General features: G+C 37.2%; 12 protein-coding genes. 5 read left to right on the forward strand and 7 right to left on the reverse strand.

Translation table 11 applies throughout. The annotated features are described in order from the left end of the window. Positions 1-567 precede the first annotated feature (567 nt). From OM074_RS20320 to tsaA, 6 genes are all read right to left on the reverse strand, one after another. Positions 568-2,928 (reverse strand): PAS domain S-box protein, encoded by a 2,361-nt coding sequence (locus OM074_RS20320; protein ID WP_301202496.1) that lies wholly within the window; start codon positions 2,926-2,928, stop codon positions 568-570. Positions 2,929-3,070: 142 nt separating this feature from the next. After that, a complete protein-coding gene (modC, locus tag OM074_RS20325) occupies positions 3,071-4,153 on the reverse strand; it encodes a molybdenum ABC transporter ATP-binding protein (RefSeq protein ID WP_301202497.1) in 1,083 nt (360 codons plus the stop codon). Further along, positions 4,140-4,838 carry a molybdate ABC transporter permease subunit gene (gene modB / locus OM074_RS20330; RefSeq protein WP_301202498.1) on the reverse strand — a complete coding sequence of 233 codons (699 nt, stop codon included), beginning with the start codon at positions 4,836-4,838 and terminating at the stop codon, positions 4,140-4,142. The genes modC and modB overlap by 14 nt, the downstream gene beginning before the upstream one ends. 341 nt (positions 4,839-5,179) lie before the next feature. Further along, positions 5,180-5,953 carry a molybdate ABC transporter substrate-binding protein gene (gene modA, locus OM074_RS20335; RefSeq protein WP_301202500.1) on the reverse strand — a complete coding sequence of 258 codons (774 nt, stop codon included), beginning with the start codon at positions 5,951-5,953 and terminating at the stop codon, positions 5,180-5,182. Positions 5,954-6,000: 47 nt separating this feature from the next. Further along, a complete protein-coding gene (locus OM074_RS20340; RefSeq protein WP_301202501.1) occupies positions 6,001-7,182 on the reverse strand; it encodes a porin in 1,182 nt (393 codons plus the stop codon). A 184-nt stretch (positions 7,183-7,366) separates the two neighbouring features. Next, positions 7,367-7,852 (reverse strand): tRNA (N6-threonylcarbamoyladenosine(37)-N6)-methyltransferase TrmO, encoded by a 486-nt coding sequence (gene tsaA / locus OM074_RS20345; RefSeq protein WP_301202503.1) that lies wholly within the window; start codon positions 7,850-7,852, stop codon positions 7,367-7,369. A gap of 364 nt (positions 7,853-8,216) precedes the next feature. Here tsaA and OM074_RS20350 point away from each other — a divergent pair, with 364 nt between their 5' ends. Together OM074_RS20350 and OM074_RS20355 are read left to right on the forward strand one after the other, a co-directional pair. Continuing rightward, positions 8,217-9,623: a sensor histidine kinase gene (locus OM074_RS20350; RefSeq protein WP_301202504.1), complete on the forward strand. Its 1,407-nt coding sequence runs from the start codon at positions 8,217-8,219 to the stop codon at positions 9,621-9,623. 320 nt (positions 9,624-9,943) lie between these two features. Continuing rightward, on the forward strand, positions 9,944-10,267 hold the full coding sequence (locus OM074_RS20355; protein WP_301202505.1) for a hypothetical protein: 324 nt from the start codon (positions 9,944-9,946) through the stop codon (positions 10,265-10,267). Between the two features lie 60 nt (positions 10,268-10,327). Here the strand turns inward: OM074_RS20355 and OM074_RS20360 are convergent, their stop codons facing one another. Beyond that, the gene (locus OM074_RS20360) at positions 10,328-10,537 is read right to left on the reverse strand and encodes a hypothetical protein (protein ID WP_301202506.1); all 210 of its coding nucleotides are present in this window, start codon (positions 10,535-10,537) and stop codon (positions 10,328-10,330) included. A gap of 253 nt (positions 10,538-10,790) precedes the next feature. On the opposite strand from OM074_RS20360, the gene OM074_RS20365 reads away from it, so the two are divergent. The 3 genes from OM074_RS20365 to OM074_RS20375 all read left to right on the forward strand — a co-directional run bounded on the left by OM074_RS20365 (position 10,791) and on the right by OM074_RS20375 (position 12,295). After that, a complete protein-coding gene (locus tag OM074_RS20365; protein WP_301202508.1) occupies positions 10,791-11,351 on the forward strand; it encodes an RHS repeat domain-containing protein in 561 nt (186 codons plus the stop codon). A gap of 88 nt (positions 11,352-11,439) precedes the next feature. Continuing rightward, entirely contained in the window at positions 11,440-11,877 is a 438-nt protein-coding gene (locus OM074_RS20370) for a hypothetical protein (RefSeq protein ID WP_301202510.1), read from the forward strand. 4 nt (positions 11,878-11,881) lie between these two features. Further along, complete coding sequence (locus OM074_RS20375) at positions 11,882-12,295, forward strand: hypothetical protein (protein ID WP_301202512.1); 414 nt, start codon at positions 11,882-11,884, stop codon at positions 12,293-12,295. Positions 12,296-12,732: the final 437 nt, after the last annotated feature.

Here is a 12,732-nt window from a genome sequence, read left to right on the forward strand (position 1 = left end):
GAAGCGTCCTAAAGGCGCAGCCGTCCTATCAGCTATCAGCTAAGAGCTACCCACTATTTTATAAGGATCCGATCTTATTTACAAGGCGCTTATAAAGAGCGGATCCGGAAATGTTGTTCCTGTGCAAAAGATGTATTAGTAGCAAGGAATCAAGCTAAAGCGAAGCGTCCTAAAGGCGTAGCCGTCCTATCAGCTATCAGCTAAAAGCTACCAACTATTTTATATGGATCCGATCTTATTTACAAGGTGCTTATAAAGAACGAATCCGGAAAATGTTGTTCCAGTGCAAAAGATGTATTAGTAGAAAGGAATCAAGCTAAAGCGAAGCGTCCTAAAGGCGCAGCCGTCCTATCAGCTACCCACTATTTTATATGGATCCGATCTTATTTACAAGGTGCTTATAAAGAACGGATCCGGGGAAACGTTGCTCCTGAGAAAAAATGATGTAGTAGCAAATAGTCAAGCTAAAGCGAAGCGTCCTAAAGGCGTAGCCGTCCTATCAGCTAAGAGCTAAGAGCTACCATCTGTTTTATCGAGATCAGGAGTTATAGAGGTACAAACTTTGCCCTACCCCTTATAAGGCAACCTTACAAAGAAAGTAGAACCCTTTCCCAGCTCCGATTCAAGATAAATAGATCCGCCAAGCATTTCAGCAAAAGATTTTGAAATGGCCAGTCCAAGCCCCGATCCTTCAAATTCGCGGGAATAAGTATTGTCAGCCTGCATAAAGCGCTGAAAAATGGCTTCCTGATGGTTTTTCTGGATTCCCCTGCCCGTATCCGAAACATAAAATTCAATGCTGTTTTCAAGTTTTTTATACCCAAAAACAATCTGCCCTTGCTCGGTGAATTTAATAGCGTTTCTAAGCAAGTTGGTGACTATTGAATTTAGCTTGTCCTCATCTGTAACCATTCGTTTAATCCGATCCTCTTCCTTAATATCAACCAATAAATCAATCCCTTTACTCTGAGCTTGCGGTGCAAAAAACATATATAAATGATTGATAAAATCAGATAATTTCAAAGGTCTCATAAATAGCTCTGTCGATCCGGATTCTATCTTTGAAATATCAATTATATCATTTATGGTAGATAGCATCCGTTCTCCGCTACTATGGATAATATTTACATAAGTCTGTTGCTCCTTATCTTCAATTTCAGAAGCTTTTAAAAGATCGGCAAAGCCCAAGATGCCATGAATAGGGGTTCGGATCTCGTGACTCATATTAGCCAAAAAAGCAGTCTTTAAACGGTCGCTTTCTTCAGCCTTCTCTTTGGCATAAATCAACTCCTTTTCTGTGTTTTTCAAATTTGTAATATCCTGAAAACTCTCCAGGATATACCTTTTCCCATCAATAGTAATGGTTTGGGCATTTTTTAAAACAGGCGTTTTAAAGCCATCACAACATTTTACACTGGTATCCATCCCTGAAAACGAAGCAACACCTTTTTCCCAAACAGGACACTCTTTTGATTTTGATCCCTTCGGACAGATAATATCGCAATAGGCCCCTTCCAGCTCTTCTTTGGAATAACCCGTTATCTTACAAGTCTGATCATTAACCCGGTATATTTTATAATCTTCACCAATCATTAAAAAGCCACTGGGCATACTTTGTATCAGAGTACTAACCAACTTTTCCGAATCGTATAGCTTTTTTCTGCTCTCTTCGGCACGGTTTTTTTCCAGCTGAAGTTGCTTATTTCTGTCAACGTAATCAGAAATATCTTTCAGTAACACCTGCAAGGCAGGCCTGTCTTCGTATTCGGTAGGGATTACATTGACATCTACAGGTACTTTTGCCCCGGTTTTAGTGGTTGCCACAGATTCATAATAACTATTTACAGAACTTCCATTCAGCCTTTTGTTGTGGATACTGATAATTTTGTTTACCTCCTCAGGAGCAATAAACAAAGTGAAATCATTTCCCACTAATTCCTCTTCTGAGTACCCGGAAACTTTACACAGGTTTGGGTTTACAAATTTAATGACCCCATCTTGCAGTATAAACAAGGAATCGTTCAAAGAATTTACCAGAGAACGATATTTTGATTCACTCTTTATAACAAGGTCTTGCTCAAACTTTTCATGGGTTACATCCCGTACACTGGCAAAAATATACTTAGAAAATGTTTTCAGGTTGGCTGTAATTGAATATACTTTGTTGCAATACCTTAACTCAAATTGCTTTAAGTCAGCCCCCAGATATAGTTTATTGATGAGTTCTGTAAAATCTGATTGTTCTGCATAAAAGGCGAATTTTTTTAACAGCTGAAACATATTTTTGCCAACCAGCTCATCTTTTGTTGATTTTACTATTTTACAAAAGGCCGGATTTACATCAACAATATCAAATGTTTTTCTTAGTGTTACAAAACCTTCCGGAGTTTCATTAAAGATAATCCTCAATCCCTGCTGTTCCTTTAAACCAGAAAGCGCAAAGCCTATGTTATTGGTAATATCAATGTAAGTTTCACGTTCCACTTGGTTGTGAGCATACTCATTTGGAACGGCAGAACAGATTAATCCATGTATTTGATCATCAATTTGCAAAGGGGCTATAAATGAAGACCATTGGGAATTTGACAGTTTAAGTGGGCAATTATGCTGGGGTTTATCACAAACAACCAGATCCTTTTTCTCTAAAGCCAACCTGTGTGGTTCAGGAAGGTTACCCAAGAGGATACTCTCTTTTAAGGCACCAAATCCGATAGCACAACCAGCACTTCTAATGCTAGTAATGTTCAAATCCTTATCAAACAGTATAATCCACGAAAAATAATACTTTTTAATATCAACCAAAATGTTGCAAGCCTTATTGATCAATTCTTCAGGATCTTTTTCAACCACCAACATCTGGTTGATCTTCCTTGTAACATCTAAGGTTTTTTTTAAATATTTAACATGTGTATGTGCATCCACCTCCATAAAATCTCCAAACTATACTTTTTACCACTGATTATTAGCGTACAAATATAATTTTTTTCAAGACCATTTAAGGTAAATACCTAGTCAAATACTTAAATATGTTGACAACTTATTTGTAGAGAAAAATTTATTACTTACATATTTAACCGGCCACATCAATAGCTACCGATTTAAACAAACACCAAATTTTACTGCCTGTGCCAATTCCCATCCTACTCAAAGAATCCAGGGTGATTTCAACAACCAACTTAAATCCGGCATCAATAACTACCAACAACGTGGCTCCCTTAGGTATAATGTCAGTAACAGTTCCATATACCTGGTTTTGAATCGAGATATTGTTTGTTTTTTCAGTGGATAAGGCAATATCATCGGCATCAATAAAAATTTTGAGTTTTTGCCCTTCCTTATAATCCCCTTTGCTTTTATCACAGGTAATCAAAATCTCCTGTCCATCCTGCTTCCATCCAACAATGGTAAGCCGGCTTTGCGGGTTGGTATGCAAAACCCTCATGTCAATTGAATTTACGATTGATCCAGATCCAAAAATATTAGAAACAGACGGATCTTTCAATAAATCATAATACTCTCCATGCCCTATGCAGCTGCCATTTTTAATGATGCAAAGCCTATTGGTAAGTTTTAGTAAATCTGGTATATCATGACTAACCACCAACATAGGAATTTGTATTAATTTTTGAATTCGTATAATAAAGGGCAATATCTGACTTCTCAAGCTCATATCCACAGCCGAAAACGGTTCATCCAGCAATAAAATATCCGGCGAAGAAAGCAACGTCCGTCCCAAAGCAGTCCTTTGTCGTTCGCCACCTGATATTTGATGGGGTTTGCTTTTTAAAATATGTCTGAGGCCCAATAAGTCAATTACTTCCTCATAACTTATTTTCCCAATTGCTTGTTTCTTTATTCCATAGCGCAGGTTTTTTTCAACCGACATATGAGGGAACAGCCTTCCTTCCTGGAAAACATATCCTACATTGCGCTCACTGACCGGGATATTGATATTTTTTACAGAATCGAATAAAATTCTTCCCCCCACAGAAATATAGCCTTCCTTTGGTCTGGCTAACCCGGAGATACATTGGAGCAAAGAGGTTTTTCCTGAACCACTTGGTCCAAAAATACCAGTTATTCCTTCGCTGAATTTTTCCTGAACAACTACATTAAAATTTTTTCTGGGTAGATGAATGTCAATGTTTATCATGTCGTATTCTTTTTATAAACCATTCCGATAAGGTCATGGCAATAAATGAAATCACTATAGAAACTATCACCAGGCGCAACGTAGCGCTTTCTTTACCAGGCACCTGCATATAGGCATAAATAGCTAGGGGAAGGGTTTGTGTTTCGCCTTCAATATTGCCGGCAAAAGTAATGGTTGCCCCAAATTCTCCAAGAGAACGGGCAAAAGCCAATATAGTACCTGAAATAATACCGGGCAAGGCCAATGGTACAGTAACTCTGGCAAAAGTACGTATCCGGCCAGCTCCCAATATCCGGGATGCATCCTCCAATCCTGTATCCACCATTTCCATGGCTGTACGAACCGAGCGTACGATCAAGGGAAATGATACAAAAACAGAGGCAATAACGGCAGCATAAAAAGTAAAGGATATTTTTAACCCAAAAGCTGATTGCAACCAATGTCCTATAAAACCCTTTGACCCCAAAACCAACAACAATAAGTACCCGGTGGTAACTGGTGGCATTACCAATGGGAGGTGTATCATGCTTTCAATAATAGATTTTCCGGTAAAGTTATACCTGGCCATCTTATATCCTAACCACAATGCCATAGGCAGGGATATAAGCGAACAATACACAGCCACCTTTAATGATAAGACTATAGCCTGCAGCTCTGTTGAATTAAATCCTAAAAAATCTGTCATAAAACTCTACACTTTATTGTCATTATTATCTATCAGCTAAACGCTATTTCGTATGGATCCGATCTTATTTACAAGGTGTTTATATTAACAGATCACTAGATTTTAGATTAGAGATAAGAGACTCATTTGCAAGATGCTTAAAATCAGATCCTTACCTAACTCAGGTTGATTTTATTAAGTATCTCATAATCTAACACTTATAAAAAACTAACGAACTATTGTATAAAGAACGGATCCGGAAATATTGTTCCTGAGTAAAAGGTGTATTAGTAGCAAGGAATCAAGCTAAAGCGAAGCGTCCTAAAGGCGAAGCCGTCCTATCAGCTATTAGCTACCCGCTATTACCTCTTTGTTATAAACCCATGCTTTTCCCATACACTTTTCATTTCCTCTGCACTTAAAAAAGTATAAAAATCCTTAGCCAGTTTATTATCCTTTAAAACACTGGCAATAAAACTTATGGGAATATGTGATTTTGATGGAAACGTAGTTAAAATTCTCACTTTTTCTGATTTCAGTGCATCGGTTTTATAAACAATACCCAAAGGAGTTTCGCCCAATTCCACAACCATTAAAGCCGACCGTACATCCTTTGCCGGCAAAATCCGGTCTTTTAAAGGCTTGTACCACCCATAATATTCAAGTGCCTGTTTGGCATATTTACCGGCAGGAACATGGGCCGGGTCGCCCATCGAAAGCCTTTCATCTTTTAATATTGATGCGATATCAAGGCTACTGTCGATGGCTGCAATATTCAAAGTACTGTTTTTGGGGGCAATAAGCACCATGTTGTTAATGGCCACACCTTGTTTATAATTTGCTAAAGTAAAGCCCAGACTATCGATATAATCAGCCCACTTTTTGCTGGCCGAAATATAAACATCCGGTACTTCACCTTGTTCTATCTGCCGTGCCAAAGTACCACTTGAAGCCAGGTTTGTTTTAACCTTTATATGATTCTTTACTTCAAAAGAATCTACAATTTCAGTGAGCACATCGGTTAATCCCGCTCCTGAAAAAACCGTAATAGATTGTTTTTGCTCCTTTTTTATTGGTGTACAGCTAAAAAGCCCAAGGAAAATTATGCTGAGTATTATGTTTTTATAGTTTTTCATTTTATGTTGATTTTTTTGTGATAGAACAATGTGTTACAATGTATTCGTTATAGCCTAAACTGGCATCCCACCCCCAAATAATCCCCTATATTGGCAGAGGCACTTCCCTCCTGTACAAGGTAGTGTAAGGAAACCTTTAGCTTGTCTTTATTCAAATACCAGTTAATCCCCACATCCAGTGTATTATCATCACCAATATGGTTAAACAAGGCTTTCTCCCCTTTTCCCTCATAGGAGTCGTAAGTTAAAACAGGCTCCAGATACTTACCTGAAACCAGGAAGCTATAACCTACCCTAAGGTGCCACTCTGTTCCATCATAATCGCTTAGTGCAGTTGCTTTCCTGCTGAATTTAAAATACTCCCCATCTATTCGCAGGCCAGCATAGTTAAAAAGCAAATCAGCTCCATAGGCTTGCGACTTGTTAAAAGAAACGCCATCGCTTAGCTGACCTTTGTTTTGCTTAGCCCCTCCAAAACCCAGGGTTAATCCCTTTCGTTTCCGCCAATGGTTGCCACTTAACCTATACTTATAAGCCTTTTGTTCCGGCTCGCCAAAAGAAAGCAGCAAATGGGCAGTATACAACCTACTTGAAATTTCAGCAGATGAATATGCTTTAGGCTCAAAAGTGCCAACCCGGTAAGCAAATCCAAAACCTTTAAAATTTTTCAATCCACCAAAACCCAACCCACTTTCAATACCATTACCTTTGCCTGTCATAAAAGTACGCATATACCAGTTGGCCCTGTTACGGTCAAAGGAACCCATCGACCAGGCGCTGGTATTGTATTCGCGACTTATGGCAGCCCAATAATATCCTGCATGGAAATTTAAAAGTTCGCTATCCTTAAATATCCTGGCAGTTATGTAGGCATCCCAAAGACCAATTCCTGTGTACGATCCCTTAGTTGATGCATAACTATCTTCTCCCAAACGGTCTATCTGTAACTGAAAATGGTATTTAAGCCACGAATAAGGAGATCCAGAGCCTCCAAAACGTAACCGCCGGAAATAAACATCACTCCGGTTATCGTACTTTATACCCCCCTTTTCTTCTCCCATACTGTAGGTTTCCCATAATTCAATTCCTACAATGGGTTTAAACAGTCCTTTTTTGTTGATTTCCAACAGGGATGATGTGATACCATCGGCCTTGGTTTGGGCTACTACATTTTTGTTGCTGACAAAAGCAAACAATGTAAAAAACATACATACAGTAAACTTTCTCATAATGTATTGTATTAGATTATTTTTTTATCCCTTTGATTCGGTTATCCAATGGCAAATAATTCAGCCAATGGCTATCTGCTATAAGCAATACGCTATCTGCTACAAGCTATTTGTTATGAGGTATGAGCTATACGCTACAAGCTATGAGCTATGAGCTATGAGCTAAAAGCTATCAACCACCCTCCTACCTAAAGCGCTCATCGGCCTTGTGTAACTCAAGGGGCAAATCCTTGTTTTTCTCCAACCATCCTATCGCCACATCATAGCGGTTATCGTAACGGGGATAAAACGGTTTAATATCCAGCAATGGCGTGCCGTCGAGCATATCCACCTGATCAATATAAATTCGGTTCCCTTCAATGTATTTGAGTTTAACAGTTGAAGTACCTATGGCATTGGGGCGCTTTGGTGCCTTACATGAAAATATGCCACGCTTTTCTGTATCCATAAATGGAATAACCTGCAATTCAAAACCTTCTATTTTATGAAAATGATACAGCAAGGTGATATGCGAAAAACCATCCAGGTCTTTTAGTCCGTCAACAAATTCCTCTTTCAATTCTATATACCCTTCAAAACCCTCTGCCGCAATAGGCTGAATAGGCATATTTTTAATATCCTTATGGGGGGTTCTAATCATACCAATTGGATGCAATTCTATTTTATCCATAATTAAAATATTTATACCGTTATCTTATTTAGAGATATCGATAGGTAAAAAAAATTTGTTTTCAATGTCGTTATCCTCAAAACAGATAACGTACCAAAGATGAAAACACCGGGTGCCAAACCAACCCTATCCTATTATATATCTAAACCTTACACCGAATCATTAAAAACACACCACCACCTTTTATCTTACATATATGTAGGAAAAAGCAATACCTCCTATACATTTTTGTAGTTTTTATTATGATTGGTAATATTTCTGTAGTAAATTACAATGCCGGAATTAAGCATTATCGTACTATAAAGTTTGATACTCATAAAAAGGCAAACCAATAGTTATTATATGTTTACACAATAGTATAGGTATGAGTAAGGACACAAGGATCCAGGACAACTTTAGGAAATATTTAATAGATAATACAAATAAATACCTTTTATATTATGTAGGGATTGGTTTGTTGATTATATGCTTTTTTGCTTATACCGACCTCTATTTCCGCCATTCAGAAAAAGCATTTTATACCCGCTTATTACCTTTGATTATAGGAATTCCGCTTTTTATTATGAAACTGGCAACACAAGAAAAGTATAAACAACTGATTTTTTTCTGGTATAATATATTTACAGCAAGTGTGCTTTTGATGATGTACATCAAATACCTGGTATACCTACCATACGATGGTTCAAATTATTCGATAACAGGTATTGTGGTGGTGATTTTTATTATTGCCCTGGACTTAAAGTGGAAGTGGGTTCCTGCTGCCCTTCTCTTTTTTATGCCACTGGTAATGATGATATTCATTTTTGTGTATATTGAACCCATACCCGACTCAAAAGTAGTTAATTTCTCAAACCTGTTCCCCATGTCAATTTTAGGTTTTGTTGGTAACAGGATTCAATATCAATTGCGGTATAAAAACGTAAGTGCCAATTACCAGTTAAACCAGGAAAAAACAGTAGTTAAAAAGTTATATAAAGAAACCCTGGTGGTTAACAAAGTATTGCAAAACAAGAAAGAAGAGGTTGAAAAGCAAAAAAAACAAATTGAGAAGGCTAACAATGAACTCCAAAAAATAAACACAACCAAAGACCAGTTCTTTTCAATTATTTCTCACGATTTAAAAACTCCGTTTAACGGGATGATTGGCTTTTCTAACCTGCTTAACGAACACTACGGTGATTATAGCCAGGAAGAACAAAAAAAGTTTATTTCAATTATTGATGAAAACATTAACAACACCTACAGGCTGTTAACCAATTTGCTGGAATGGTCGCAGGCACAAAGCAACAACGACAAGCTAAAACTGGAAAAAACAAACCTGTTTTTATTGGTTAATGATATCTTTCTGGTTTTAAAACAATCGGCTATTAATAAAGAAATTGAACTAATTAACAATATCGACAAGGAAATAGAGGTTTTTGCCGACAACAACAAGCTCAGAACCATCATCAGGAACTTACTAAGCAACGCCATAAAATTTACAACACTGGGTGGAAAGGTTGAGGTTAATGCAGAACAGATTAAACACAAAGAGATTGTAAGGGACATAGAAATATCGGTGAGCGACACCGGCATTGGAATGACCGCAGAACAGAAAAAAAGTCTCTTTGATTTCTCCAGAAGAATTTCAAATCCCGGAACAAATAAAGAATCGGGAACCGGTCTGGGGTTAATGCTTTGTGAAGAATTTGTAAAAAGGCATGGAGGCATAATCAATGCAGAAAGCGAAACCAATAAGGGCAGCCGGTTTACTTTTAATATACCACAATAAAAATCACATCACGTAAGAAGACTGCTTGTATTTTGTTTTATATGAGGTTTGATATATAATTGGTTACTGGCCATTGGTTGCTAGTTATTAGTAACATTGATTATTGTTATTGCTAAAGTAATACTCAAAATGTACCTAAAAAATAGCAGTAATTTTACTGCTACTTTTTACTACGCCTATCGACAAATAGATCAACCACATACATTATTTCACAAGCAAAAACGCCCGTGCATATTATATTCAACAGACGGCAATTATCACAATTTTGGGAGTTAATTCAAAAAATTGTCACGCTTTAGGCAGTTAACCGGAAAAATTATATGGATTCGGGCCTTTTTCGTGTTTTCTCCTACATTTCTTCGGTACGGCTTCGGGAAGTAGCCGGGATGTGTTCGGAATGTGTTCGGGTAAGCTTCGACTACGGTTCGTATTATACACCCGAACAAAAGACGAAACAATTACGAAGCTGTCTGGGAGTTGGTCCGGATCTGTTAGGGAGAAGTATAGGAAAAGCACCGATAAAGGACAGGAGATTCACTCCTTACAATATAAATCCCCGGCCTGACCACTATACCTCCATCTTCACACCTACAACACGGCACTTTATTCTGCCTAAAATGATTGGTTTACAGGTTTTTGGATAAAACAAAAGGGCCACCCAATAGGATGACCCTTAATTTAGTATTAACAGAAAGAAAAAGTATTTACTCTTTTAACGATGACTCCGATATAAAAAGCTGATCAAAACTACGAGATTTTGACTCTTTAAATAAAGTCCCCTCATTTATTGTTGACGTTATTACAGCATCCTCCCCATCCAAAATCAATATCTCAGGCTCGTGGATAAGTACCTGGGCAAGGCCACATCTTGTCGGTAACCTTTTGACAGTTCCCTGACTTTTTATGCATTTCATCGTTTAGCCCGCACTTTAAAACTATCTCATGCGCCCCTGTTTACGAGATGCTTTTTTGTTACCCCTTGTTGGCTCCCCAATAAATTTCAGGTAGTACATATTATTATGTGGTTAATAGATATTTTTCGCAATCCAAAATAAAATTCCAGCAGAAAAAGAAACAAGCAAATAGTAAACTTTAACTCAGTTTTAACATGACTTATGTTTTATCATAGCAAAACTTCCTGTAAAATATGGAACGGATCTGATTTACATGATGCTTATACAGATCCGATCCTTAAAAACAACCGATTATATTGTCAACCTGGTGTATACCGATGGACAAAAAAGCTTTTTTAGCACCGATGAAGGCCGTGCCATACCTGTAAAAAATGGCGACAATACCCGCTGGCACTTTGAGTACAACCTGAAAGACCACTTGGGCAACACCCGTGTAACCTTTGGGGGCAGCATGATACCAGGAAGTGCAGACATTGTACAAACCAGCAGCTACTACCCTTTTGGTTTGGTTATGGAACAAAAAAACTACAACTCCGCTACAACCCATTACCAACAAAACAAGTATCTTTACAACGGAAAAGAAATCCAGGATGACAATCTTGGTGGGGTAAGCTTGGATTGTTACGATTATGGCGCCAGGTTTTATGATGCAAGTCTAGGGAGGTGGCATTGTGTTGACCCGATGGCGGGAATGTATAAAAATTGGAGTCCTTATCATTATAGTTATAATAATCCCATTAGATTTTACGATATTGATGGTCGGAAGATTGGAGATAGAAAAAGTGCAGATACAAAAAGATATATACATCTGTAAAAAGAACAAAGACTGGTAGGAAAGTTTGGCGAAAAATTCGTAGGACGAAATCAAAGGTTTTTTTCATTATATATCAGAAGGAGATAATTTGCATGCTGCAATGGGTGATGCAATGGGTGTAAAACTTTCAGGTGAAGAATATAGGTATGCAGCTAAAAATGGGGAATATAATCCCAATGAGACTTCTACATTTAATAAGGAAACCGGAAAATGGGAATCGAATGATAAAGCAGAAACACATGTCGTAATAAATGAGGATCAGATTGATATGCAAACAACTTCAGTACAAGAAATGGAGGGGGTTTCGGATCAAGATATAATAGATCAGGAAATTGATTACGAGACACATAATACTGAGGTGCATGAGGGGGTTCATGCGGTGCAAGATGGGTATGATTCAACTATTGTTGATGAAAATGGAAATGACACTGGCGTTGTCAAGCCTTATAAAGATAGAAGTGCAGAAAAAGAGGCTTTTGCAAAAGGAGATAATCCAGAAGAGGAGTTAAGAAATAAAAATAAATAGAGCTATGAAATTAAAAATAATTTTATGCTTAATGTTTTTGTGTCTCAATGGCTATTGTCAAAAACCATGGGAATTGTCAAAAGAATTTAAGTTATACAACTTAACATTAAGAGGGGTACAAATAGATATTGCATTTTCAGATTCTATTTTTTATTACGAAAAATATCAAGATATTTTTTACCATATAGCAACTGGGAAATTTGAAATTAATAGTAATAAATACCTAGATTTTAAAATAGATACATTAAAAACAATATCTTTAATTAAATCGTTAAATAACCAGGAAAAGAGATTTATTATGCCTCCTAAATTTGACAAGATTATATTCTTAATGGAATCTGATACTATTCATTGTAAATACAATTTTTCTGGGAGAGAAAAGGTTTATAAGATTCCTCTAGTTATACAAAATGAATAATGTCTTGGCTATCGTGCGATTGTATTGTATGATATGTGTAAAATAAAACAAAAGCCCTCGCTGAGCCTAGCGAGAAGATAATGTAAGTCGTTCGGCGTATGCCTTTGGCTACGTCGCAGCACATAAGGCCTCTGGCCTGTAAATAAAACAACAAAGCCGCATTTTAGAGTGCGGCTTTTGTTTTATGCGGTAGTATGTAAACTGATTACAGCGCTGCAATATTTTTATTAAAGAAGTCTTTAAATTTTATATTAGTAAGCATTTTATCAATCAGTTTAAAAATGGCTTACTCGTTTCATTACCAATTTGTTGTCTCAGTCACATTTGCTCCACGGCTGTTTAGTCTTCAATGGTAACTTCAGTAGAAATTCTACTGTCATAATTTAAAATCAGATGGTAACGTAAAAAAGCTGCCCCATTTTTTGCAGCTCTTATTT

The organism is Plebeiibacterium marinum, from assembly GCF_026013615.1.
GTDB classification, from domain to species: domain Bacteria; phylum Bacteroidota; class Bacteroidia; order Bacteroidales; family Marinilabiliaceae; genus Saccharicrinis; species Saccharicrinis marinus_A.